The following is a 23,515-nucleotide window of genomic DNA, read 5'->3' on the forward strand; positions in this document are numbered from 1 at the left end:
CAGCCGCGAGCTTTTCGCCCGATTATCCGCATTCGGACGGGAAAAGCTCGCCGCTGAAGCCGCACCTACGAAAAAGTCGCTGCCGCCAACGGGCGCGGATCAGAGCTTTTGCAGGCGCTCGATGGCCGCGTCCATCGTCGCGTCGTTCTTGGCAAAGCACAGCCGCACCAGGCGCTGGTCCGACGGCGGCGTTTCGTAGAAAGGCGAAAGCGGGATCGCGGTAACACCCTTCTCGATCGTCAGCCAGCGGCAGAACTCGAAGTCGCCAAGGTCGCTGACGGCCGAATAGTCGGCCAGCTGGAAGTAGCCGCCCGGCACCGGCAGCGGCCTGAGCTTCGTGCCCAGCAGCTGTTCGCGGAAGCGGTCGCGCTTGGCCTGGTAGAAGGCGCCGAGCTGCTCGTAATGCTCGGGCTCGGCGTCGAGCATCGCGGCAAACGCATGCTGCGCCGGCGCGAAGGTGCAGAACACGTTGTACTGGTGCACCTTGCGGAACTCGGCCGACAGTGCCGGCGGCGCGATGCAGTAGCCGATCTTCCAGCCGGTGCAGTGGTAGGTCTTGCCGAAGCTGGAGATGACGAAGGTGCGCTCGCGCAGCTCCGGGTAGCGCAGCGCCGACTCGTGGCGCGCGCCGTCGAAGACGATGTGCTCGTAGACCTCGTCCGACAGCAGGAAGATGCCGGTGTCGCGCAGCAGGCCGGCGACGGTTTCCATGTCCGCGGCCGACAGCATCGCGCCGGAGGGATTGTGCGGGCTGTTGATCATCAGCATCCGCGTCCGCGGCGAAATCGCGTCCTTCACCTTTTGCCAGTCGGGCGCGAACGTGGCCGGGTCCAGCGGCACGTGCACCGCGCGCGCGCCGGCCAGGTCGATGGCCGGTTCGTAGCAGTCGTAGGCCGGGTCGAGCACGATCACCTCGTCGCCGGCACGCACGACGGCGTGGATGGCGTTGAAGATCGCCTCGGTCGCGCCGCTGGTGACGGTGATTTCCGCATCCGTGTCCGGCCGGTGGCCGTAAAGCCGTTCGGTCTTCGTTGCGATCGCGTTTCGCAGCGAAGGCACGCCGGTCATCGGCGGGTACTGGTTGTGGCCTTCGCGCATGGCGCGGTCGAGTTCGTCCACCAGACGCCCGGGTACGGAAAAGTCGGGGAATCCCTGCCCGAGGTTGACCGCGCCGTGCCCGGCGGCGAGCTGCGACATGACGGTGAAGATGGTCGTCCCCACCTTCGGCAATTTTGTTTCGATCTGCGCCATACTCGCCTGACCCGTTCCAAAGAAAAAAGAACCCGCAAAACGCACTCGCGTCCGCGGCAGTGTACGGATGCAGGCAACCGGGATAAACCACGGCGATGACGACACCGCATGGCGACGCCGGACACCGCACACCCCTCGCCGAACTCGTGCGCGCCTACCTGGACGCGGTGTACCGCTGGCGGCACGACGACGACTGGCACGACCTGAGCATCGGCCTGCCGGCGCCGGCTCTGGAACTGCTGTATCCCGAGGCCGACACCTTCGGGATGCTGTCCGCCTGGAATCCCCGATCGGTGGAACGCAGCGAAGCCGTCAACCGCGAAGCCGACGCCCGGCTTCACGAGGAACTGGCCGCGACCGGGCTGGCATACCTGCCCGCGTTCGGCTCCGCCGCCGACCGCAGCTGGCGCGAGCCGGGATGGGTGGTGGTCGGCATGGCACTGGACGACTTCGACGCGCTCTCGCGCCGGCATGGCCAGCTGGGCACGCTGTGGTGGACGCGCGGCAAGGCCGGCCGCCTGCGCGTCGATGCCGCGTGTCCGCCAGGTTTCGACATGGAGGAGCACATCGACTGGCTGCGCGAAGAAGACGACCGGTAGCAGCATGCGTGGACGCCGCCGGTTGGATGCCAGGCATTCGAATCGGTAGCATGCGGCCTTCGCACGATTGCCGACCGGCGATCCGCCCCAGGCCGTCTGCATGCCCAGCACCACGCCCACCCAGCCACCTTTGCTTGCCGTCCATGGCCTGTCGTTCGCGCGCAACGACGTGCCGGTATTCGGTCCGCTGGACTTCGACGTCGCCGCGGGCGAGGCCCTGCTGGTGCAGGGCGGCAACGGCGCCGGCAAGACCACGCTGCTGCGGGTGCTCGCAGGCCTGCTGCGCGCCGACGCAGGCGGCATCGCCATCCGTGGCGAACTGACGACGCCCGCCACGCGCGCGGCCACCCTCGCCTACCTCGGCCATCTGCCGGCGCTGAAGGCCGACCTCACCGCGCTGGAGAACCTCGACTTCCTGTGCGGCCTGCACGGCCGCCGCGGCAGCCAGTCGCCCGAAGGCGCGATGGCCGTGGTCGGCCTGGCCGGCCACGAGGACACTTTGGCCCGGCAGCTGTCGGCCGGGCAGAAGAAGCGCCTCTCGCTCGCCCGCCTGTGGCTGTCCCCGGCCCCGCTGTGGCTGCTGGACGAGCCCTACGCCAACCTCGACCTGGACGGCATCGAACTGGTCAACCGCATGGTCCAGTCGCAGCTGCGCGACGGCGGCGCGGCCCTGGTCACCACCCACGGCGCCTACGCGGCCCCGCCGGTGCGCACGCGTCTGCTCGAACTGGGGCGTGCGGCATGACCCGCAGGGAGCGCGCCGGACTTTGTGGGAGCGGCCAGGGCCGCGACGGGTTTTGCGGGGCAGGCGATCGCGGCCATGGCCGCTCCCACAGGGTTTCCGGCTGGAGCCAGCGCCCGTGATCTGGCCCGCCGCCAGGGCCCTCGTCGTCCGCGACCTGCGCCTGCTCTGGCGCCGCCGCGGCGATGCCCTGCAGCCGGCGCTGTTCGCGCTGCTGGTGATCGTGCTGTTCGCGCTCGCACTGGGCAGCGAGCCGGCGACGCTGGCGAAGGTCGCGCCGGGCGTGCTGTGGGTGGCGGTGCTGCTGTCCGGCCTGCTGGCCCTGGACACTCTGTTCCGCGGCGATGCGGAGGATGGTTCGCTGGAACAGTGGATGCTGGCGCCCGTGCCGCTGGCCTGGCTGGTGCTGGTGCGCACGCTGACCCACTGGGCCACCACCGCGCTGCCGTTGATCGTGTTCGCGCCGCTGCTGGCCGAACTGCTGTACCTGCCGCGCGCGCAGCTGCCTGTGCTGCTGGCCACGCTGCTGCTGGGCACCCCGCTGCTGAGCCTGATCGGCGCGGTCGTCGCCGCGCTGACCGTGGGCATGCGCCGCTCCGGCATCCTTGTCGCGCTGCTGGCGCTGCCGCTGTACGTGCCGGTGCTGGTGTTCTGCGCCGGCAGCGTGGCGGCCAGCGCGCAGGGGCTGGATCCCTCGGGCGGCCTGCTCTACCTCGGCGCCGGGCTGGCGCTTGCGCTGGTGCTGGCGCCGCTGGCCACTGCGGCCGCGCTGCGCATCGCCCACGCTTGAGGCAGGTCAAGGACGGCGGCGGGCGCAGGGCCTAGGCTTGCCCCCGTGGCCGCGCGAAGCTTCGCCGGCCTTCACGGCTGCGGCAGAGTGTAATTGCTATTATCGCCCGCATCCGTCGTCCTCCTTCCACGTTCACCGATCCCACGAGGTGCTTCCATGATCCGTAGATTCCTTGTCGCTGCCGCGTTCCTCGCGCTCGCCCCGTCCGCCTTCGCGGCCACCTGCTCGGCCGACATCGAGGGCAACGATGCGATGAAATACAACGTGTCGAACATCGACATCAGCAAGAGCTGCAAGACCTTCACCATCAACCTCAAGCACACCGGCAAGATGGCCAAGAACGTCATGGGTCACAACGTCGTCATCGCCAAGACCGACGACATGAAGGGCATTGACGCCGACGGCATGAAGGCCGGGCTCGCGGCCGACTACATCAAGCCCGACGACGCGCGCGTGGTCGCGCACAGCAAGGTGGTCGGCGGCGGCGAAAGCACCTCGTTCACCGTGCCGGTGGCCAAGCTGGGCGACGGTTATTCGTTCTTCTGCAGCTTCCCGGGCCATTCGGCGCTGATGAAGGGCACGATCACCCTGGTTCCCTGATCCGCCGTGGCGCGGACGTGCTTCGCGCCATGCCGCTCTTCCGCGCGCCGCCGCGCCCGTCCGCCGGGCACGGCGGCGTGTCTTCATACGGGGTGGCTGCTATCCTTGCGCGTTGCTGTCGCGACCGGTTTCGCCGGGAGCCGGGCACGCCCGCGGAGCCGCCGGCCGGCCCCGGCAGTGACTGCATCCCGCTGTCCGTTGCCGAGTTGAACCGTTTCCCATGAACCCCGTCGTCCGCTGGTTCCACCAACTCGGTTCGCCCCCCTATTTCGACCGCTTCGCCGCGCGCTGGGCGCCGTGGGCCTACGGGATCGGCCTGCTGGTGATGGCGTGGGGCATCTGGCAGGGCCTGTTCGTGGCCCCCGCCGACTACCAGCAGGGCGACAGCTTCCGCATCCTCTACGTGCACGTGCCCAGTGCGTGGATGAGCCTGGCGGTGTTCGGCCTGATGGCCGCGTACGCGGCGGTCGCGCTGGTGTGGCGGATCAAGCTGTGCGAGATCCTGGCCATGGCCTGCGCGCCGATCGGCGCCGGCTTCACCCTCATCACGCTCGCCACCGGCTCGATCTGGGGCAAGCCGATGTGGGGCACGTGGTGGGACTGGGATCCGCGCCTGACCACCGAGCTGATCCTGCTGTTCCTGTACCTGGGCGTGATCGGCCTGTACCACGCGATCGACGACCGTCGCGCCGCCGCGCGCGCCGCCGGCCTGCTGGCGATCGTCGGGGTGGCGCTGCTGCCGGTGATCCGCTACTCGGTGGACTGGTGGAACTCGCTGCACCAGGGCCAGACGATCAGCCTGCTGGGCGAATCGAAGATGGACCCGAGCATGCTGCCGCCGCTGTGGGCGATGGTGATCGGCACCCACGTGTGGTTCATCGGCTCGCTGCTGGCGCGCGCGCGCGCCGACAACCTGTGGCGCGAATCCGGCAAGGACTGGGTGCGCAAACTCGGGCAGGCGCCGCAATGAGCTACCGCGACTACGTTACCGCCGCCTACGCGGTCTTCGCCGCGGTGCTGCTGTGGGACTACGTCGTCCCGCGCCTGCGCATCCGCCAGCTCCTGCGGTCCGCGCGCCTGCTGGCCGCGCGCCGGGCCGCTGCATCCTCCGCTTCCGAGGCGCCCGCGGGCGAACTGCCACGATGAATCCGATCCGCAAGCGCCGCCTTTGGATGATCGCCGCGCTGGTGGTCGCTTCCGCGATTGCCGTGACCCTGGTCGCGCTGGCCCTGCAGCGCAATGTCGCCTATCTGTACACGCCGGCCGAGGTGCTGGGCGGGCAGGCCGGCGAGGCGGTGTCGGCAGGCACGGCCAAGTTCCGGCTTGGCGGCATGGTGGCCGAGCATTCGTTCAAGCGCGAGGAAGGCTCGATGGAAGTGCGGTTCGCGGTCACCGACGGCGACGCGCAACTGCCGGTGAGCTACACCGGCATCCTCCCCGACCTGTTCCGCGAGAACCAGGCGGTGGTCGCGACCGGCCACATGCGCGGCGACACGTTCGTCGCCGAACAGGTGCTGGCCAAGCACGACGAAACCTACGTGCCCAAGGAAGTGGCCGACAAGATGGGCCTGGCGCACCAGAAGCACGGCGTGCAGACGCCTGCCGACGCGGCGGCGGACGCTCCCTGATGCTCCCCGAGATCGGACAGGTCGCGCTGGTCCTGGCGCTGCTGGTGTCGCTGCTGCAGGCGACGCTGCCGCTGGCCGGCGCGCAGCGCGGCAGGACGTCGTGGATGTCGGTGGCGCGCCCGGCGGCATTCGCGCAGCTGCTGCTGGTGCTGTGCGCGTTCCTGGTGCTGACGGTGTCGTTCGTGATGCAGGACTTCTCGGTGCGCTACGTCGCGGAGAATTCGAACTCCCTGCTGCCGGTCATCTACCGCTACACCGCCGTGTGGGGGTCGCACGAAGGCTCGCTGCTGCTGTGGGCGCTGATCCTGGCAGGCTGGACGGGCGCGGTGGCCGAGTTCTCGCGCAAGCTTCCCGACGAGGTCGTCGCGCGCGTGCTGGGGGTGATGGGGCTGGTGAGCGTGGGCTTTCTCTCGTTCCTGATCTTCACGTCCAACCCGTTCGCGCGCCTGCTGCCCGCGGTGGCCGAAGGCCGCGACCTCAACCCGCTGCTGCAGGACCCGGGGATGATCATCCATCCGCCGATGCTGTACCTGGGCTACGTGGGCTTCGTGGTCCCGTTCGCGTTCGCGGTCGCGGCGCTGATCGACGGCCGCATGGACGCGCGCTGGCTGCGCTGGACGCGGCCGTGGACCAACGTCGCCTGGGGGTTCCTGACGCTCGGCATCGCGATCGGCTCGTGGTGGGCGTACTACGAGCTGGGCTGGGGCGGCTGGTGGTTCTGGGACCCGGTCGAGAACGCCAGCTTCATGCCGTGGCTGGTGGGCGCGGCGCTGCTGCATTCGCAGGCGGTCACCGAGAAGCGCGGCAGCTTCCGCGGCTGGACGGTGCTGCTGGCGATCGCGGCGTTCTCGCTGTCGCTGCTGGGCACGTTCCTGGTGCGCTCGGGCGTGCTGACCAGCGTGCATGCGTTCGCGGCCGATCCCGCGCGCGGACTGTTCATCCTGATCTTCCTGGCGATCGTGGTCGGCGGCTCGCTGCTGCTGTATGCGCTGCGCGCGCCGCGCTTCGAGGAAGGCGCGCCGTTCGCCGCCAGTTCGCGCGAAACCCTGCTGCTGGCCAACAACCTGCTGCTGGTCAGCGCCTGCGGCATGGTGCTGCTGGGCACGCTGTACCCGCTGCTGGCCGATGCGCTGGACCTGGGCAAGATCTCGGTCGGCCCGCCCTACTTCGGTTTCCTGTTCGTGCTGCTGATGACGCCGCTGGTGCTGTTGCTGCCGTTCGGTCCGCTGACCAGGTGGCAGCGCGAGCAGCCGTCGAAGCCGCTGGCCATGCTGGCGCCTTGGGCGATCCTCGCGCTGGTGCTGGGCGCGGTGGCGTACTTCACCGCGCCACAGGGACCGCTGAAGACCGCCGCCGGCGTGGCGGGCTCGGCGTGGGTGCTGCTGGGCACGGCGCGCTTCGCGTGGACGCGGTTCAACGGCAATGGCCGCCGCTTCACGCCCGAAATGCTCGGCATGACGCTGGCGCACACCGGCATCGCCGTGTTCCTGGTCGGCGCGCTGCTGGTCGAGGCGCAGAACATGCAGCGCGAGCTGCCACTGGTGCCGGGACAGACGGTCGAGGTGGGCAAGTACGCCTTCCGCTTCGAGGGCGTCGAGGAAACCCAGGGCCCCAACTACGTCTCCGACCTCGGCCACGTGCAGGTGCTGCGCGACGGCAAGCCGGTGACGCTGCTGCATCCGGAAAAGCGCGCCTATGCCAGCGGTGGCCAGGTGATGACCGAGGCCGGCATCCATTCCGGCGTGTTCGGCGACGTCTACGTCGCGCTCGGCGAGCCGCTGGGTGCGGCCGACGACCCGGACCGCGCCAACGGCGCGTGGGCGGTGCGCGTCCACATCAAGCCGTTCGTGCGCTGGATCTGGCTGGGCGCGGCGCTGATGGCGCTGGGCGGCTTCGTCACCGCGCTCGACCGGCGCTTCCGCGCGAAGCCCGCGCAAGCCACGACTACGGAGCAGCGCGCGTGAACGCGCCCTCCGCACCGCGCCGCTCCCGCGTTGGCCTGGTCATCGGCGCCGTGGTGTTCCTCGGCTTCCTGGCGCTGATGTTCTACGGCGTGCAGCATTCCGACCGCGCCGACCGCGAGGCCCTGCCCTCGCCGCTGATCGGCAAGCCGGCGCCGGAATTCGCGCTGCCGCTGCTGCACGAAGCCGGGCACATGGTGACCTCGAAGGAATTGCTCGGCACGCCCTACGTGCTCAACGTCTGGGGCAGCTGGTGCCCCGAATGCCGCGTCGAACACCCGGTGCTGACCCGCTTCGCCCTGACCAAGCGCGTGCGCGTGATCGGCTACAACCTCAAGGACGAGCCCGAGGACGCCCTGCGCTGGCTGGAGCAGTTCGGCAACCCCTACATGCTGGTGCTGGCCGACCGCGACGGCCGCGCGGCCATCGACTGGGGCATCTACGGCGCGCCGGAAACCTTCCTCGTCGACGCGCGGGGCATCGTGCGCTGGAAGCACGTCGGCGCCGTGGACGACGCGATCATCGACGGCGAACTGGTGCCGCTGCTGGACCAGCTGGAGGCCGGCCAGTGAGCCGCGCCATGCTGCTGGCCGTCGCGTGGACGCTGGCGCTCGGCATGCTGCTGGCACACGCCGGCCCGGTGTTCGCGCAGGCCGCGGGCGATCCCACCCCGCTGCAGTTCAGCGACGCCGCCGAGGAAGCGCGCTTCCACGACCTGACCAGCGAGCTGCGCTGCGTGATGTGCCAGAACCAGTCGCTGGCCGATTCCAACGCCCAGATCGCGCACGACCTGCGCCGCGAGGTGCTGGACCTGATGCACCAGGGCAAGTCCGACGACGAGATCGTCGCCTTCCTGGTCGCGCGCTACGGCGAGTTCGTGCGCTACAAGCCGGCCGTGGAGCCCTCGACCTGGCTGCTGTGGTTCGGCCCCGCGCTGCTGCTGCTCGGCGGCGGCATCGTGGTGGCGCGCGTGGTGCGCGCGCGTTCGCGGCGCGAAGTCCCCGCCCCCGTTGAAGACCAGGAGTGGTGATGGCGCTGTTCGTTGCAATCGCCGCCGCGCTGACGATCGTCGTGCTTGCCGTCGTGCTGTGGCCGCTCTGGCGCGAATCGCGCGGCGTGGCGCTGGCGGGCGTGCTCGCCTTCGCCGTGGCGGCGCTGGGACTGTACCGGCTGGTCGGCACGCCGGCGGCGATCGACGCGCCCGCCGCGGCGCCCACCCCGCGGACGATGGAAGAGGCCGTGGCGCAGCTCGAAGCGCAGCTGCAGCGCGATCCCGGCCGCGCCGACGGCTGGCAGCTGCTCGGACGCTCGTACGAAATGCTCGATCGCCGCGCCGAAGCGCGCGACGCCTACGCGCGTGCGCTCAAGCTCGACCCCGACAACCCCGACCTGCTGGTGCAGACGGCGCAGGCGCGCCTGTTCGCCGACAAGGACAAGCGCATCGACGACGAAGCCGTCGCGATGCTGCGCCACGCGCTCGAACTGCAGCCGGAGCATCAGCGCGCGCGCTGGTTCCTCGGCGTCTGGCAGCGGCAGGAAGGCCAGTCCGCCGAAGCGGCGGAAACCTGGGAACCACTGCTTGCGCAGGTCGACCCGGCCACCGCCAACACCCTGCGCGTGCAGATCGACGCTGCGCGCAGGGACGCCGGGCTGGAGCCGCTGCCCGCGCCACCACCCGGCGCGGCGGCACGATCGGCCAACGCGCTGACGGTGAAGGTCTCGCTCGACCCCGACTTCGCCTCGCGCGTGCGCCTGCGCGGCGACGCCAGCGTCTTCGTCATCGCCCGCATCCCGGACGGCCCGCCAATGCCGGTCGCCGCCGAGAAGCACCCGCTGCAGGACCTGCCGATGACGGTCACCCTCGACGACGACGACAGCCCGATGCCAACGCAGAAGCTGTCCGCGCTGCAGGAGGTCGAAGTGTTCGCGCGCCTGTCCAGCAGCGGCGAGGCAATGCGCCAGGACGGCGACCTCGAATCGAAGCCGGTGCGGGTGAAGCTGCCGGCGACCGACACCATCGAACTCGTCATCGGCGGGAAATGAAACCCGCTCGTGCGCGAGCGGCTTCAGCCGCTCCTGCCAGGCCGCCCGCGGGATCATCCAGAAGCGCCGCCCCGCTACACTGGCGCGCATGACCGAATTCATCCCGCCCGGCACGCGCTGGATCGACCTGCCGTCCCCGTTTCCGATGAAACGCGGCGGCGACCTGCGCGACGCGCGCATCGCCTACGAGACCTGGGGAACGCCGAACGCGGCCGGCGACAACAGCATCCTGATCCTTCCCGGCCTGTCGCCCGACGCGCATGCGGCGTCAAGCCCGGACAATCCCGCACCCGGCTGGTGGGAGGCGATGCTCGGGCCGGGCAAGCCCATCGACACCGACCGCTGGCACGTGGTCTGCGTCAACGCGCTGGGCAGCTGCAAGGGCTCGACCGGCCCGGCCTCGATCGACCCGCGCAGCGGCGAGCCGTACCGGCTGGCATTCCCAGAATTGTCGGTCGAGGACGCGGCTGAAGCGGCGCACGCCGTCGTCCGCGCGCTGGGCATCGAGCGCCTGGCCTGCGTGATCGGCAACTCGATGGGCGGCATGAACGCGCTGGCCCTCCTCGCCCGCCACCCGGGCATCGCGCGCGCCCACGTCAACATCTCCGGCGCCGCCCGCGCGTTACCGTTCTCGATCGCGATCCGTTCGCTGCAGCGCGAAGCCATCCGCCTCGATCCGGCATGGAACGAAGGCAACTACGACGACGACCGCTATCCCGAAAGCGGCATGCGCATGGCGCGCAAGCTGGGCGTGATCACCTACCGCTCGGCGCTGGAGTGGGACGGCCGCTTCGGCCGCGTGCGGCTGGATTCGGACCGCCGCGACGGCGAGGACCCGTTCGGGCTGGAGTTCGAGGTCGAAAGCTACCTCGAAGGCCACGCGCGCCGCTTCGTGCGCAACTTCGACCCCAATTGCTATCTGTATCTGAGTCGCTCGATGGACTGGTACGACATCGGTGAATCCTGCGGCGGCACCACCGACCAGGGCCTGGCGCGCATCCGGGTGGAGAAGGCGCTGGCGATCGGCGTGCACACCGACATCCTGTTCCCGCTGCAGCAGCAGCAGCAGATCGCCGACGGCCTGCGCGCGGGCGGTGCGGAGGCGCACTTCCTGCCGCTGGAGTCGCCGCAGGGCCATGACGCGTTCCTGGTCGACTTCGACCGCTTCGGCCCCGCCGTTTCCGGCTTCCTCGACGCGCTGTAGGCCACCCCGCACCAAGCCTGTCGCTGCAGTTGTGGGAGCGGCCATGGCCGCGATGAGGAAGTCCACCAGCCCATCGCGGCCATGGCCGCTCCCACACTCCACAGGCACAGGCACATGCAGGGTGGAATCCGCGGGAAACCGCCCCTCCGCACGCCCCGGAAGCGCCTCCTGGCGGGTTCCGCCACCCCGGCAGATCCACCGCGCTGGCACGCGCTAGAATGGCCGCGATGAACACTGCCGCCCTCCCCGACCTTGCCTTTCCCGGCCGCGACAAGCTGATCGCCGCCGTCGATGCCGCGATCGCGCAGGGCGACGAGCACGCGGTCACCGCCGCGCTGCGCAACAGCATGTGCGCGCTGATCCGCGACCGCGAAGTGCAGCTGCCCGACTCCGTGTTCGAGCCGATCGACGACCACTACGCCCGCCGCGAGCTCTACCGCAGCCCCGAACACGGCTACAGCGTGGTCGCGATGACGTGGGCGCCCGGCCAGGGCACGCCGATCCACGACCACTGCGGCCTGTGGTGCGTCGAGGGCGTGTGGGACGGCGAGCTGGAGATCACCCAGTACGAGTTGCTTGAAAGCGACGGCGAGCGCTTCCGCTTCCGCGCCGCCGGCGGCATGCACGCCGGCCCCGGCAGTGCCGGCAGCCTGATCCCGCCGCACGAGTACCACACCATCACCAATGCCAGCGGCGACACGGTCGCGATCTCGCTGCACATCTACAAGGCGGCAATGGAGTGCTGTTCGAAATTCCAGCCGCACTCGGGCGAATGGTTCCTGCGCACGGACAGCGCGTTGAAGACCGACAACGCCCCCTCCTGACCACCGCCCCGCCGCGGTGGCGCGGCTCCCACCCGCGCAACGACCCCGCCCCGATGTCCAAAACCCCCGTTCCACCGTCCCCGTCGCCCAGGCGGACGCCGGCCCCGTTCCGCACGCGGCCCGACGTCGAGCTGTGCAAGCGCGGCGAACTGCGCACCGAGCGTTTCCTCGATGCCGCGACCGACGCCTTCATCGAAAAGGGCTACCGCCGCGCCTCGCTGGGCGAGATCGTCGGCCGCGCGGGCGGCTCGCTGTCCACGCTCTACCGCGTGTTCGGCGACAAGGAAGGCCTGGCGCACGCGATCATCGAACGCCACATGGCCGTGGTCACCGCACGCCTGCAGGACCTGAGCCTGTCGGGCCTGCCGCCCGAGGCCGCGCTGCTGCAGGTCGGCGAAAGCATCCTGGAAGCCAGCGTCAGCCGCGAGTCGCTGCTGCTGCACCGCATCGTGATCGGTGAAGGCAAGGACTTCCCCGAGCTGCGCGACTGGTTCTTCAGCCACGCGGTGATGCCCGCGCAGGGGATCCTCACCGACTACCTGGAAAACGAGATCGCCGCGGGCCGCCTGTCGCTGCGCGCACCGGCGATCGCGTCCAGCCAGTTCTTCATGATGATCTTCGGCGAGCTGATGATCCGCGTGGCCAGCGGCAACCTGGCCAACCCGGACATCACCGTCGCCCGCGAGGAAGCGCGCGCGGCCGTCGATCTGTTCCTGCACGGCGCACTGCCGCGCTGACAGCGCCCGTTTCCCGCGTTACCCGCTTTGTCCGCGCCTGCCGGGGTTGACGCGGCTGGCCGGGCCGTGCAACCTCCACGTAACGAGGATTACGCCCTGCGGCAAGCCAGCAATCGGCCAGCCAGGCGCATGGGGACGGAGCGATGCGGATCTTCCTGTTGATTGGCGTAGCCACGGCCGGCGTTCTTGCGGTCGCGGCTTCATTCGCGCCCATATCCGCCTCGGCACCGGCGCAGGACACCGCAGGCACCGCAGCGCAGGACCCGGCCAATCCCTACCACCTGCCGCCGACCCACTTCGGCAGCGAAAACCCGCAGGCCGTGCACGCATTCGTCGATGCACCCGGCTTCGCCGACGCGCCGCTGGCACGCAACCCGCAGGCGCCCGACGCCAAGCCCGTCGGGCAGCAGGTCTGCACCGCCTGCCACAGCCGCGAAAGCGACACCTTCGCCCACACCACGCATGCGCTTGGCATGCAGGTGGCCTTCACCGCCAATCCCGACACCCCCACCTGCGAGGCCTGCCACGGCCCCGGTTCGGTGCACGCGCAGGCACCTGAGCAGCCCGGCGCGATCATCGCCTTCACCCACGACGGCGGCACTCCGGTCGAAACCCAGGCCGGCGCCTGCATGGGCTGCCACGCAGGCGGTCCACGCGACCACTGGCTGGGTTCGATCCACCAGCGCAACCAGCTCTCGTGCAGCGATTGCCACAACCCGATGGCGCAGTTCTCGGCCGAGGGGTTGCAGGCACAGGATTCGATCAACCAGACCTGCGCGACCTGCCACAAGGACATCCGCCAGCAGTTCAACCGCCGCTCGCACATGCCGCTGCCCGAAGGCCAGATGGCCTGCGTCGACTGCCACAACCCGCACGGCACCATCAACACCGCCCTGCTCAAGACCGACACCGTCAACGAGACCTGCTACCAGTGCCACGCCGAGAAGCGCGGCCCGTTCCTGTTCGAACACGCGCCGGTGCGCGAGAACTGCCTGAACTGCCACACCCCGCACGGCTCCAACCAGCACGCGCTGCTGGTCGCGCCGGTGCCGATGCTGTGCCAGCAGTGCCATTCGCACACGCGCCATCCCAACGACATGTTCAACGAGCAGATGCTCGCCAACGGCATGGCACCGGACGAACGCCTGATGGGCCGCGGCTGCCTGACCTGCCATTCGCAGATCCACGGCTCCAACAACCCGGCAGGCCCGCGGTTCCACAAGTAGGGAGGCACGGCGATGCGCAAGCGCGAACGCAAGACCGTCCTGCAGCTGTCGCTGCTGTCCGCGGCGCTGCTCGCGGCACCGGCGGCACTCGCCCAGGACTCGGGCCTGGGAACGGACCTGCAGTTCGGCAACGCGCTGGATCCCAGCGGCGGCACCGCCGTGCTCGCCTGCGATCCCGACGGCGCCACCTGGCTTACCGCGCAGCGCAAGCGCACGCCTACCGGCTTCCTTTATCGCTGCCCGCCGGCGTGGCCGGCGTTTTCCGGCGACGGCGACTGGCGCCACCGCGGCTCGGTCACGCTCGGCTACATCGGCGTGTGGGGCGACGAGAACAACATGGACTGGCGCCGCTTCTCCAACTGGGACGACGGCATCCATGTCGGCGCCGACCTGCGCTTCGAAAAGGCCGCCGACGGCAGCTACTTCGACCTGCGCGCCAGCCACATCGCCGATGACAGCCAGTACGTGCGCGCCGTGTTCGGCCGCGCCGGGAAATACCGGGTGCAGGCATTCGCGCGCAGCCAGCCGAACATCACCAGCGGCAACGCACGCTCGATCTGGAACGGCGTCGGCAGCAACCATCTCACGCTGAAGGACGGCCTTGTCCCGGCCGGCAGCACGTCGGCGCAGGTCGCCGCGGTCTCGGCCGCGCAGCCCGAGCGACTGCTGACCGTGGTGCGCCAGAAGCAGGGCGTCGGCATCACCTACATGTTCGACCGCCGCTGGACCGCCTACGCCAACGCCAGCCACGAAAGCCGCGAAGGCGCGCGTGCGTTCGGCGGGCCGTTCTTCTTCAACTACCCCTTTGCCAACAACGGCGGCGTCTACGAGATCCCGCGCCCGGTCGACGACAGCACGCTCAACTTCAACGGCGGCATGCGCTTTGCCGGCAACGTGTGGCGGATGGATTTCAGCTATTCGGGTTCGTTCTTCCGCCACGCCAACGGGGCGTTCGACTACGAGGTGCCGTTCGGCCTGTCGCCGGTGGTGCCCGGGCTGGTGTCGCCCGCGCTCACCCTGGGCCAGTTCTCGTACGAGCCGGACAACGACTACCACCACCTGCGCGCGAGCTTCAGCCGCAAGATCGCCTGGAACGGCGACTTCTCGCTCACCGCCAGCGGTGGCCGGATGAGCCAGAACGACCACATCGTTGCGCCCATGACCTGCCAGGGCCAGTTCGGCATCGCCGGCATCCCCGGCGCGCTGTTCGACTGCGCCAACTGGAACACCCCGGCTGCGCTCTCGCGCCAGCGCGCAGACCTGGGCATCGACTCGCAGATGGTCGACGCGCGCGTGGTGCTGCAGCCGACGGCCGCCGTCACCTGGCGCGCGAACGCGAAGTACCAGCGCGAGGACTACGACGGCACCTACTGGATGTACAACCCGCTCACGGGCCAGTGGGGCTATCCGGCCGAGAACGGTTCGCAGGGCAGCGTGGTGCCCGGCGAGGCCGGCATCTGGGATCCGGTGTTCAGCCCCGGCGCGCCGACCCGCATCCGCAACCTGCCGCTGGACCGCGAGCTGCACCAACTGTCGTTCGGCGGCGACTGGCGCCTGGGCGAGAAGAACACGCTCGGCGCGACCTACACCTTCGAGCGCACCGAGCGCACCCATCGCGAGGTCGCGACCACCCGCGACAATTCGATCAAGCTCAGCTGGCACAACCGCGCGCTCGACTGGCTGACCTTCCGCGCCAACTACACCCTCCTCAAGCGCACCGGCAGCGAATACGACTACGACCCGTACGAATTCACCTTCTCCGCCGCGCTGCCCGGCTACACCGGCGAGGAAGTCGCGCACACCGTCTCGGCGCTGCGCAAGTACGACGTCGGCCGCCGCACGCAGAACAAGGTCGACCTGATGGCGACCTTCATCCTGCCGCGCGAGATGACGGTCTACGCCTCGGTGCGCGGCGACTGGAACGACTACGACGCCACCCTCGGCAGGCGCGGCTACGACACTGTCGGCGGCAGCCTGCAGTGGGAGTGGCAGCCCTCGCCCGCCACCGTCACCAGCGCCTGGTACGGCTACGACCGCTCCGACCTCGACATCGCCAACGTCAATGACCTGGCACTGGAAGCCGATCCCACGCTCGGCGGCCCCACCTACCCCGAGGCCAACCGCTGGTGGATCGACGACCGCCAGCGCAACCACTACGCCGGCGCCAACCTGACCCAGCGCCTGGGCAGGTTCACCCTGGATGCGGCCTGGGACTGGAGCTATTCGCGCGGCACCACCGGCTACCGCTACAACTCGGACGGCGCCCTGACACTGCCGGCGCTGGACCCGCTGCTGACAGGGCAGTTCCAGCCGATGATCTACCGCACCAATGCACTCACCGTCGGCCTGACGATCCCGCTCCATCGTCGCGTGACGCTGCGCCTGTTCGACCGCTACCAGCGCGGGCGCCTGTTCGACTGGCACTACGTCGGCTTCGAGGACGGCCAGGTCTACGACCACCGCGTCTACACCGACGGCGGACCGGAGAACTACAGCGTCAACATGGTCGGCGCCCTGCTGGAGATGCAGCTATGACGGGCGCACGCCAACTGCTTGCCGTCCTTGCCGCCTGCACCGTCAGCGTCTTCGCCATCGCGCTTGCGCAGGAGGCGCCGGCACCGGCCGACGCGGAGGCCGCGCAGGTCCAGGACGCGCAGGTCCAGGAACAGGTCGCGGAAACCGAAACGGCAACCGGGCCGGAAGCGGAAGACGCGCCGGCCGCAAAGGCCGACAACGACTACGTCGACCTGCGTCGCGCCCGGCCGATCACCGGCAACGTCGCGGCCGGCCAGGCCAAGGCCGAAGTCTGCGCCGCCTGCCACGGCCCGCAGGGCATCTCGATCGCACCCGCCTTTCCCAATCTCGCCGGCCAGCACGCGGACTTCCTGTACTGGCAGCTGGTGGAATTCAAGCGCTCGCCGGATTCGCCGATGTCCCCGCTGGTCGCCGACCTGAGCGATGAGGACATGCGCGACCTGGCGGTCTACTACGCCGGCCTGGCGCCGACGCCCGCGCCCGCCGATCCCGACGCTGAAGCCGAACCGGCCGATCCCGCCCTGCTGCAGCGCGGCGAACAGCTCTACCTCACCGGCGACCCGGCCAAGGGCATCCCGCCCTGCCAGGGCTGCCACGGCGTCGACGCACGCGGCCACGCAGACGCGCGGCGCGCCGACAGCAGCGGCCACACCCCCTACGCCGCATGGCCTGCGCTGCGCGGACAGCAGGCGATGTACCTGCAGACCAAGCTCGGCGAATACCGCGACGGCGCGATGGACGACTCGACCACGGACTTCATCATGACCGGCATCGGCCACCGGCTGGACGACGACAGCATCCAGGCGCTGGCCGCGTGGCTGTCGTCGCTGCCGCCCGCGCACTGAAGCGACGACCGCGGGCGATGTCCGGCCAGCCCGCATTCGATCAATCACGCGGTCGCGGAAGCTACCCCCTGAATCGGGGACCCAGCAGAAGGGACCACGGACGATGGCCAGCCCCGCGGGTTTCCGCATTCGCCGGAATAACAATCAAGCGCACGTTTTCCGGGGCTACCGCGCCCATCGCTCCGCCTGAATACCGGATCGGGGGCATGCAGTGACTTGCGGCACCTCGCCGCGCACGTGTGCGTTGCTAACCTCGCCACTCCCCCCGACGCGAGCGACGCCCATGCTCACCGATCTCTCCCTCGCGGCCCTGCACCACGTCCTGGTCTTCGGCCTGGTCTCAATGCTCGTCACCCAGTCCGTGCTGCTCCGCGGCCGCATGGATGCCGGCGTGCTGGCAAAACTGGGCGGCATCGATCGCGGCTACGGCGCCGTCGCCGTCCTGCTGCTCGTGGTCGGCCTGCTGCGCGTCTTCCACGGCATCAAGGGTGAGGACTTCTACCTGCACAACCCGTGGTTCCACGCCAAGCTGGGTGCCTACCTGCTTGCCGGCGTACTCTCGATCTGGCCCACCCTGCGCTTCCTGCGCTGGCGCAAGGCACTGAAGGCCGACCCCGGCTTCCTGCCCACGACGGTCGAGGTCTGCGGCCTGCACCGCATCGTCCGCTTCGAACTGGCCCTGGTGGGCGTGATCTTCCTCCTCGCCGCCGCCATGGCCCGTTACGGCGGATTCTGAGCTCCGGCCATCCGCTATAATTCGCGCCCCGCGCCGGAGTGGCGGAATCGGTAGACGCAGCGGACTCAAAATCCGCCGGCCTTAAAACCGTGTGGGTTCGAGTCCCACCTTCGGCACCACGACAAGCCGCGCCCATGCGCGGCTTTTTCGTGCGCCAATGCCGCTACCCGAACTGCGCCTCGGTCATGCTCACCGTGTCGTCCACGTAGACCGTCAGCGCGCTCGGGATGCCGGTCCAGTGGTAGAGCGCGTAGGCCTTGACCTCGCCGATGGCCACGGCGCCCTCGCGGGTATGGAACCATTCGATCGCGTGGTCGCCGTCGAGCAGCACCCAACCGCCGCGGTCGGGCCTGACGCTGAGCAAGTGGCGTTCCATCTCACACTCCATGCGCTGAAGAAGGTGCCCCGGCCCGGCGTCACGACTTGCTCAGGGTCGCACCCGTGTTCCGTTGCAGAGCAGCATCCAATGCCATCGCATGGGCGGGCCGCCGGGGCACGACAAGCTTGGCGCGGGCGGCAGGCCGAAACAGTCGGGCAATGCCCCCGGTTCGTGTAGGGAAATCCCTACACGGCATTGCCGGGACGGACCCGACCCCCGGCCCGCGGGCGATGCGGGGTCTAGCGCAGCTCCTGGATGTCCACGACGCGGCCATTGCGGATCTCGAAATTGACCTGCTTGTCGTCGAGGTAGTACTCCCAGCGTTCGCCCACCGCCGCGCCGCGGCGGTTTTCCAGCCGCACGATGCGGTCCGGTTGGCGTCCCGCCTTGCGGATCACGGTAGCGGGACTGTCGCCCGTCGCCACCACCGCATTGCCGAAGCGGAATGAAAAGTCGGCCGCTGCCGGCAGCGTCGCCAGTCCCAGCGCCGCCGCAAGCAGGCATGCAATCGGTCGTTCCATGTCGTTCTCCTTTACGGACGCGGCACTGCCGCGGCCACATGACAACGCGCCGGCGTCGCCGCGCGTTGACGTGGCAATCGAAACCGCATCTGGAAACGACACACCGCCGCATGCCCGCCACCACACCGGCTGTCGCGAATACACCGCATGTACGGTCGCAGCGAAACCGGTCAAGGAAGGGTCCCGCAGGCAATCCGGCAGGACCGCATCGAAAAGTCCGCGGCCGTGCGACCCCGCGCTTCAGCCGCCCAGCCGGTCCAGCACCGCCACCAGCTCCGGCGCCAGTGGCGCATTGAGCACGTAGGGCGTGCGCCCGTCGTCAAGCGCGAACTCCAGCGATGCGGCGTGCAGGAACAAACGCTTGAGCCCGACCTGCTCGCGCAGGCGCCGGTTGACGTCCGGATCACCATACTTGTCGTCGCCGGCCACCGGATGGCCGATGTGCTGGGCGTGCACGCGGATCTGGTGGGTGCGGCCGGTCTCGATCCGCACCTCGCAGTAGGAATGCCCGCCGCGGCGTTCCAGCACCCGGAAATGGCTCAGCGACACCTTGCCGGCATCGTTGACCTGCACGTGGCGCTCGCCGCCCTGGCGCAGGCCGACATGCAGCGGCGCGTCGACGCTCATCACGCCGTCGGGCATCCGCCCGGACAGCAGCGCCAGGTAGCGCTTGCGCAGGCCGGCGCCGTGGTCTTCGCGCATCAGCGCCTGCAGCTCGGTCAGCGCCGAGCGCTTCTTGGCCACCACCATCAGGCCGGAGGTGTCGCGGTCAAGGCGATGCACCAGTTCCAGCGACTGCTGCGGCCGCAGCGCGCGCAGGGTCTCGATCACACCGAAGCTGATCCCGCTGCCGCCATGGCTGGCCACGCCGGAAGGCTTGCTGATCGCCAGCAGCCGCGCATCCTCGAACACGATGCTGGCGGCCATCGCATCGAGCAGCCCCTTGCCCGGCGTGCCAGCGTCGCCCGGCTGAGTGAGACGCACGGGCGGAATGCGGACCTCGTCGCCGCCCTCCAGCCGCGTCTCGGCCTTCGCCCGGCCGCCGTTCACGCGCACCTGACCGCTGCGCACGATCTTGTAGACCAGCGACCGGGGCGCGCCCTTGAGCTGGCCGAGCAGGAAGTTGTCCAGCCGCTGGCCGGCGCGGTCGTCCGGCACGCGCACCAGGCGCACGCCACCGCCGGCATCGCCCTGCGCTCGGGCCGGAGTGGACCGGGAATCTGAATGGGCCATCGGCTCTCTTGGTCTGATACACTCGCGATGCGAGGTAAGGTTCTGATTTCGCGGGGAGTTACCGCCGCCTGCCGGTTGTCCGGCAGGCGACATACCGGGCCGAAAGCCCACCTTCCCACGGATAGGTCCGCGCGGCACCACTGCCCCCGGGGCATTGATGTTAACAGCGACGGCCCATCGGCCCCGAACCAAGCCCGGCCAGTCAGAAGCCGGTTGCTGAACATGTCCCGCGTGGCGCCGCGTGCCCTGCCCCTGGCAGGTCCGGGGCTGCCGCCGGCCCCGCAACACATTCGAACAGAACAAGCGCTCCCGCGGCCTGCCGTGGTGTCGTAGCGCTGGAAAACCAGGCCGGGGGCCGCGAACGCGCGGCCGCCGGCACGAAGTCTCCAGGCGAAACGCCCCGGCGTTCCGCGCGCCTGCCGTATTGGCGGGATGAAGCGCGCAAGGAACGACCATGAAACGCATGTTGATCAACGCGACGCAGGCAGAAGAACTGCGCGTGGCCATCGTCGACGGACAGACGCTCTACGACATCGATATCGAGCAGCCGTCGAAGGAACAGAAGAAGTCCAACATCTACAAGGGCCGCATCACCCGGCTCGAGCCCTCCCTGGAAGCGGCCTTCGTCGAGTACGGCGCCGAGCGCCACGGCTTCCTGCCGCTGAAGGAAATCTCCCGCGACTACTTCCAGTCCGGCGTCGACCACAACAAGGCGACGATCAAGGAACTGCTGCGCGAGGGCCAGGAAGTGGTGGTCCAAGTCGACAAGGACGAGCGCGGCAACAAGGGCGCCGCCCTGACCACGTTCATTTCCCTGGCCGGCCGCTACATGGTGCTGATGCCCAACTCGCCCACCGCCGGCGGCGTCTCGCGCCGGATCGAGGGCGACGACCGCGCCGAGCTGAAGAAGGCGATGGACGCGCTCGAGATCCCCGACGACATGGGCGTGATCATCCGCACCGCCGGCGTCGGCCGCGACGCCGAAGAACTGCAGTGGGACCTGGACTACCTGCTGAGCATCTGGCGCGCGATCGCCGGAGCCGCCCTGAAGAAGGCGTCGCCGTTCCTGATCTACCAGGAGTCGCGCCTGATCATCCGCGCCCTGCGCGACTACATGCGCGCCGACATCGGCGAGATCCTCGTCGACACGCCGGAGATGTACGAGGAGGCGAAGGAGTTCGTCGAGCAGGTCATGCCGCACAACCTGCGCAAGCTCAAGCACTACGTCGACGACACGCCGCTGTTCAACCGCTTCCAGATCGAGTCGCAGATCGAAAGCGCCTATGAGCGCACCGTGCGGCTGCCGTCCGGCGGCGCGCTGGTGATCGACCAGACCGAGGCGCTGACCGCGATCGACGTCAACTCCGCGCGTGCCACCAAGGGCGGCGACATCGAGGAGACCGCGTTCAACACCAACCTGGAGGCGGCCGAGGAAGTCGCCCGCCAGATGCGCATCCGCGACCTCGGCGGCCTGGTGGTGATCGACTTCATCGACATGTCGAGCAACAAGCACCAGCGCGAAGTCGAAAACCGCCTGCAGGGCGCGCTGAAGTTCGACCGCGCGCGCGTGCAGCTGGGGCGCATCTCACGCTTCGGCCTGCTCGAACTCTCGCGCCAGCGCCTGCGCGCCAGCCTGGGCGAGTCCAGCCAGATCGTGTGCCCGCGCTGCGAAGGCCACGGCCGCATGCGCAGCATCGAATCGCTGTCGCTGTCGATCGTCCGCGTCGCTGAAGAGCACGCGATGAAGGAGAACACTGGGCAGGTGCTGGTACAGGCCCCGGTGGACATCGCCAACTACCTGCTCAACGAGAAGCGCAGCGCGCTGCGCGAGATCGAACAGCGCCACGACGCCCCGATCGTGATCGTCGCCGACGAGCAGCTGCACACCCCGCACTACGAGGTCACGCGCCTGCGCGAGAACGAACTGGGCGAGGAATCGAGCAAGCCCAGCTACCGCCGCGGCTCGCCGCGCAAGGTGGCGACCATCGCCCTGACCAAGGCCAACCTCAACGTCCCGCCGCCGGCCGCCGTCACCAACGTGCGCCCGGCCAATCCCGCGCCGACCCGCGAGCCCCGCCCGGAGCCGGCTCCGGCGCCGGCCGCCCCGAAGCCGGTCGCGGCACCGGTTCCGGTCGCCACCGGCGGCGTGCTTGGCTGGCTGAAGAGCCTGTTCGGCGCCACCGAGGCGCCTGCACAGGCCGGCACCCCGGCACCCGAACGCCCCCAGGGCGAACGCGGCAACCGCGGCGAGCGCAGTGATCGCAGCGAACGCGGTGGCGAACGCAACGGCCAGCGCCGCGGCGGCAAGCAGGGTCAGGGCGGACGCGACCGCAATCGTCGCGACGAATCCCGCGGCGAAAGCCCGCGCCAGCAGGCGCAGGACGGCCAGGGCAGCAAGTCGTCCCGGGGCAAGTCGCGGCAGAAGAAGCAGGGCCAGCAGCAGGGCGCGGACGCAAAGCCGGCCACCGACGCGCAGGCGAACGCCACGCAGGACACCGCGTCGCAGCCCCAGGCCCGCAGGCCGGCGGCGAAGCCGGAGAAGAAGGCCCCGGTTGTTGATGAAGCCACGCAGGCCGATACCGCAACTGCCGCTACCGCAGCAACGGCCGCTGCGACCGGCGCTGCCGCTATCGTGCAAGACGCGGCTTCCACGCCGCAGGCCGAGGCCCGCAAGGACGAGGCGAAAGAGTCGGCGCAAGCAACTGCCGGCGACCAGCAGGAAGAAGCCAAACAGGGCGAGACGGGCGAAGGCACCGGCCGCCGCCGTCGCGGACGCCGCGGTGGTCGCCGCCGTCGCCGCAACAATGGCGACGCCGTCGCCGCTGCGCCGATCGACGACGAGCAGGCCGATGGCGAAAGCGGTACGCAGGTCGCGGACCGCTCGCAGCCGGAGTTCGATTTCGACGATGCTCCGTCCACGAAGCCCGCCCCCGCCGCCCGGCAGTCCGACGCAACGGCACCCGCCGCCATCCCGGTGAACGAAGCCACGCCTCCGGCCGCAGCGCAGGCGGCGGCGCCTGCCCGGACAGCGGAAGCCAAGCAGGCCGAGGCCGCGGTTGCCAGCGTTGCCGCAACGCAGTCGCCGGCCCCGGCGGCACCGGCGGAAGTCGCAGCGACGGCACCAAGCGCGCAGCAGCAGGCCGACACAACCGAGCCCGTCGCGCAGACTCCGCGTGATACGCGCCCGGCCGCGCCCGAAACCGAAGCCACGCCCGGCCCGTCCGCCGGCACGTCCGCGGACAGCACCACGCCCGCGGACGATGCGGCAACGGCCCAGGCCGACGTGGCCCCCGCCCCGCAAACCGCGGCGGTGAAACCGGAAGAACCGCAAGCACCTGCCGCCCCGGCAGCGGCTCCCGATCCGACGCCGGATGCCACGCAGCCGGCGGATGATGGCAACCGCATGCCCGGGCTGTTCGACCAGAACACCCCGGAGCCGCCCGCCCCGGCGGATGTCGCCGCGACGACGGCCGCAGAGTCCGCGGAAGCGGACGACGAGGCCGACGGGCAGCAGCAGGACAGGACCGCCTCGCACGGCGCCTGACCGGAAACCGCCGGGGCGGCATGCCCGCCCCGGTGAGTCGCCGACAACACAGGTAGCAATCGCGGCACGCATGCCAACATGCGTGCCGCTTCCCGTTGCGGGAATGCCGCGCGTGGG

Annotated in this window: 23 protein-coding genes and 1 tRNA gene; 20 read left to right on the forward strand and 4 right to left on the reverse strand. The window is 69.8% G+C overall.

The genetic code is table 11. The features are described from left to right. Positions 1–99: 99 nt before the first annotated feature. Positions 100–1,251 carry a pyridoxal phosphate-dependent aminotransferase gene (locus ABD679_RS05455; RefSeq protein ID WP_344758942.1) on the reverse strand — a complete coding sequence of 384 codons (1,152 nt, stop codon included), beginning with the start codon at positions 1,249–1,251 and terminating at the stop codon, positions 100–102. A gap of 95 nt (positions 1,252–1,346) precedes the next feature. On the opposite strand from ABD679_RS05455, the gene ABD679_RS05460 reads away from it, so the two are divergent. From ABD679_RS05460 to ABD679_RS05550, 19 genes are all read left to right on the forward strand, one after another. Beyond that, positions 1,347–1,850 carry a DUF3293 domain-containing protein gene (locus tag ABD679_RS05460; RefSeq protein WP_344758943.1) on the forward strand — a complete coding sequence of 168 codons (504 nt, stop codon included), beginning with the start codon at positions 1,347–1,349 and terminating at the stop codon, positions 1,848–1,850. 100 nt (positions 1,851–1,950) lie between these two features. Further along, the gene (gene ccmA / locus ABD679_RS05465) at positions 1,951–2,595 is read left to right on the forward strand and encodes a heme ABC exporter ATP-binding protein CcmA (RefSeq protein ID WP_344758944.1); all 645 of its coding nucleotides are present in this window, start codon (positions 1,951–1,953) and stop codon (positions 2,593–2,595) included. Between the two features lie 100 nt (positions 2,596–2,695). After that, positions 2,696–3,382, forward strand: coding sequence for a heme exporter protein CcmB (gene ccmB, locus ABD679_RS05470; RefSeq protein WP_344759139.1), 687 nt, complete (start codon positions 2,696–2,698; stop codon positions 3,380–3,382). Positions 3,383–3,538: 156 nt separating this feature from the next. Beyond that, the gene (azu, locus tag ABD679_RS05475; RefSeq protein ID WP_344758945.1) at positions 3,539–3,982 is read left to right on the forward strand and encodes an azurin; all 444 of its coding nucleotides are present in this window, start codon (positions 3,539–3,541) and stop codon (positions 3,980–3,982) included. A 220-nt stretch (positions 3,983–4,202) separates the two neighbouring features. After that, complete coding sequence (ccmC, locus tag ABD679_RS05480; protein ID WP_344758946.1) at positions 4,203–4,952, forward strand: heme ABC transporter permease CcmC; 750 nt, start codon at positions 4,203–4,205, stop codon at positions 4,950–4,952. Then, positions 4,949–5,128 carry a heme exporter protein CcmD gene (gene ccmD / locus ABD679_RS05485; protein ID WP_344758947.1) on the forward strand — a complete coding sequence of 60 codons (180 nt, stop codon included), beginning with the start codon at positions 4,949–4,951 and terminating at the stop codon, positions 5,126–5,128. Before ccmC ends, ccmD begins: the two co-directional genes overlap by 4 nt. Then, entirely contained in the window at positions 5,125–5,610 is a 486-nt protein-coding gene (ccmE, locus tag ABD679_RS05490; RefSeq protein WP_344758948.1) for a cytochrome c maturation protein CcmE, read from the forward strand. The genes ccmD and ccmE overlap by 4 nt, the downstream gene beginning before the upstream one ends. Further along, positions 5,610–7,574, forward strand: coding sequence for a heme lyase CcmF/NrfE family subunit (locus tag ABD679_RS05495; RefSeq protein ID WP_344758949.1), 1,965 nt, complete (start codon positions 5,610–5,612; stop codon positions 7,572–7,574). The genes ccmE and ABD679_RS05495 overlap by 1 nt, the downstream gene beginning before the upstream one ends. Continuing rightward, a complete protein-coding gene (locus ABD679_RS05500) occupies positions 7,571–8,143 on the forward strand; it encodes a DsbE family thiol:disulfide interchange protein (RefSeq protein ID WP_425561850.1) in 573 nt (190 codons plus the stop codon). Before ABD679_RS05495 ends, ABD679_RS05500 begins: the two co-directional genes overlap by 4 nt. Positions 8,144–8,157: 14 nt before the next feature. Then, on the forward strand, positions 8,158–8,601 hold the full coding sequence (locus tag ABD679_RS05505; protein WP_425561856.1) for a cytochrome c-type biogenesis protein: 444 nt from the start codon (positions 8,158–8,160) through the stop codon (positions 8,599–8,601). Beyond that, entirely contained in the window at positions 8,601–9,614 is a 1,014-nt protein-coding gene (locus ABD679_RS05510) for a tetratricopeptide repeat protein (RefSeq protein WP_344758950.1), read from the forward strand. Before ABD679_RS05505 ends, ABD679_RS05510 begins: the two co-directional genes overlap by 1 nt. A gap of 88 nt (positions 9,615–9,702) precedes the next feature. After that, positions 9,703–10,818, forward strand: a complete 1,116-nt coding sequence (metX, locus tag ABD679_RS05515) for a homoserine O-acetyltransferase MetX (RefSeq protein ID WP_344758951.1) — start codon at positions 9,703–9,705, stop codon at positions 10,816–10,818. Positions 10,819–11,045: 227 nt separating this feature from the next. Then, on the forward strand, positions 11,046–11,642 hold the full coding sequence (locus ABD679_RS05520; protein WP_344758952.1) for a cysteine dioxygenase family protein: 597 nt from the start codon (positions 11,046–11,048) through the stop codon (positions 11,640–11,642). A 53-nt stretch (positions 11,643–11,695) separates the two neighbouring features. After that, positions 11,696–12,379, forward strand: a complete 684-nt coding sequence (locus ABD679_RS05525) for a TetR/AcrR family transcriptional regulator (protein ID WP_344758953.1) — start codon at positions 11,696–11,698, stop codon at positions 12,377–12,379. 143 nt (positions 12,380–12,522) lie between these two features. After that, positions 12,523–13,605, forward strand: coding sequence for a DmsE family decaheme c-type cytochrome (locus ABD679_RS05530; protein WP_344758954.1), 1,083 nt, complete (start codon positions 12,523–12,525; stop codon positions 13,603–13,605). A gap of 12 nt (positions 13,606–13,617) precedes the next feature. Further along, positions 13,618–16,140, forward strand: a complete 2,523-nt coding sequence (locus tag ABD679_RS05535) for an MtrB/PioB family outer membrane beta-barrel protein (RefSeq protein WP_344758955.1) — start codon at positions 13,618–13,620, stop codon at positions 16,138–16,140. Next, complete coding sequence (locus ABD679_RS05540; protein ID WP_344758956.1) at positions 16,137–16,985, forward strand: c-type cytochrome; 849 nt, start codon at positions 16,137–16,139, stop codon at positions 16,983–16,985. Before ABD679_RS05535 ends, ABD679_RS05540 begins: the two co-directional genes overlap by 4 nt. A 283-nt stretch (positions 16,986–17,268) precedes the next feature. After that, positions 17,269–17,721, forward strand: a complete 453-nt coding sequence (locus tag ABD679_RS05545) for a DUF2214 family protein (protein WP_344758957.1) — start codon at positions 17,269–17,271, stop codon at positions 17,719–17,721. Between the two features lie 32 nt (positions 17,722–17,753). Beyond that, positions 17,754–17,840, forward strand: a tRNA-Leu gene (locus ABD679_RS05550). A 44-nt stretch (positions 17,841–17,884) separates the two neighbouring features. Here ABD679_RS05550 and ABD679_RS05555 read toward each other — a convergent pair. From ABD679_RS05555 to ABD679_RS05565, 3 genes are all read right to left on the reverse strand, one after another. Next, positions 17,885–18,097, reverse strand: coding sequence for a hypothetical protein (locus ABD679_RS05555; protein ID WP_344758958.1), 213 nt, complete (start codon positions 18,095–18,097; stop codon positions 17,885–17,887). Positions 18,098–18,339: 242 nt separating this feature from the next. Further along, positions 18,340–18,621: a hypothetical protein gene (locus tag ABD679_RS05560; protein ID WP_344758959.1), complete on the reverse strand. Its 282-nt coding sequence runs from the start codon at positions 18,619–18,621 to the stop codon at positions 18,340–18,342. Between the two features lie 240 nt (positions 18,622–18,861). Then, positions 18,862–19,854 carry an RluA family pseudouridine synthase gene (locus tag ABD679_RS05565; RefSeq protein ID WP_344758960.1) on the reverse strand — a complete coding sequence of 331 codons (993 nt, stop codon included), beginning with the start codon at positions 19,852–19,854 and terminating at the stop codon, positions 18,862–18,864. A 454-nt stretch (positions 19,855–20,308) separates the two neighbouring features. On the opposite strand from ABD679_RS05565, the gene ABD679_RS05570 reads away from it, so the two are divergent. Then, complete coding sequence (locus ABD679_RS05570; RefSeq protein ID WP_344758961.1) at positions 20,309–23,398, forward strand: Rne/Rng family ribonuclease; 3,090 nt, start codon at positions 20,309–20,311, stop codon at positions 23,396–23,398. Positions 23,399–23,515: the final 117 nt, after the last annotated feature.

It is taken from the genome of Luteimonas lutimaris (assembly GCF_039537065.1).
GTDB lineage: Bacteria > Pseudomonadota > Gammaproteobacteria > Xanthomonadales > Xanthomonadaceae > Luteimonas > Luteimonas lutimaris.

Coding starts and splice junctions, on each gene's coding strand:
- metX (WP_344758951.1), top strand. CDS start 9,703: ATGACCGAATTCATCCCGCCCGGCACGCGCTGGATCGACCTGCCGTCC.
- ABD679_RS05570 (WP_344758961.1), top strand. CDS start 20,309: ATGAAACGCATGTTGATCAACGCGACGCAGGCAGAAGAACTGCGCGTG.
- ABD679_RS05555 (WP_344758958.1), bottom strand. CDS start 18,097: ATGGAACGCCACTTGCTCAGCGTCAGGCCCGACCGCGGCGGTTGGGTG.
- ccmA (WP_344758944.1), top strand. CDS start 1,951: ATGCCCAGCACCACGCCCACCCAGCCACCTTTGCTTGCCGTCCATGGC.
- ABD679_RS05455 (WP_344758942.1), bottom strand. CDS start 1,251: ATGGCGCAGATCGAAACAAAATTGCCGAAGGTGGGGACGACCATCTTC.
- ABD679_RS05545 (WP_344758957.1), top strand. CDS start 17,269: ATGCTCACCGATCTCTCCCTCGCGGCCCTGCACCACGTCCTGGTCTTC.
- ABD679_RS05525 (WP_344758953.1), top strand. CDS start 11,696: ATGTCCAAAACCCCCGTTCCACCGTCCCCGTCGCCCAGGCGGACGCCG.
- ABD679_RS05530 (WP_344758954.1), top strand. CDS start 12,523: ATGCGGATCTTCCTGTTGATTGGCGTAGCCACGGCCGGCGTTCTTGCG.
- ABD679_RS05540 (WP_344758956.1), top strand. CDS start 16,137: ATGACGGGCGCACGCCAACTGCTTGCCGTCCTTGCCGCCTGCACCGTC.
- ccmE (WP_344758948.1), top strand. CDS start 5,125: ATGAATCCGATCCGCAAGCGCCGCCTTTGGATGATCGCCGCGCTGGTG.
- ccmD (WP_344758947.1), top strand. CDS start 4,949: ATGAGCTACCGCGACTACGTTACCGCCGCCTACGCGGTCTTCGCCGCG.
- ccmC (WP_344758946.1), top strand. CDS start 4,203: ATGAACCCCGTCGTCCGCTGGTTCCACCAACTCGGTTCGCCCCCCTAT.
- ABD679_RS05495 (WP_344758949.1), top strand. CDS start 5,610: ATGCTCCCCGAGATCGGACAGGTCGCGCTGGTCCTGGCGCTGCTGGTG.
- ABD679_RS05460 (WP_344758943.1), top strand. CDS start 1,347: ATGACGACACCGCATGGCGACGCCGGACACCGCACACCCCTCGCCGAA.
- ABD679_RS05510 (WP_344758950.1), top strand. CDS start 8,601: ATGGCGCTGTTCGTTGCAATCGCCGCCGCGCTGACGATCGTCGTGCTT.
- ABD679_RS05565 (WP_344758960.1), bottom strand. CDS start 19,854: ATGGCCCATTCAGATTCCCGGTCCACTCCGGCCCGAGCGCAGGGCGAT.
- ABD679_RS05560 (WP_344758959.1), bottom strand. CDS start 18,621: ATGGAACGACCGATTGCATGCCTGCTTGCGGCGGCGCTGGGACTGGCG.
- ABD679_RS05520 (WP_344758952.1), top strand. CDS start 11,046: ATGAACACTGCCGCCCTCCCCGACCTTGCCTTTCCCGGCCGCGACAAG.
- azu (WP_344758945.1), top strand. CDS start 3,539: ATGATCCGTAGATTCCTTGTCGCTGCCGCGTTCCTCGCGCTCGCCCCG.
- ABD679_RS05535 (WP_344758955.1), top strand. CDS start 13,618: ATGCGCAAGCGCGAACGCAAGACCGTCCTGCAGCTGTCGCTGCTGTCC.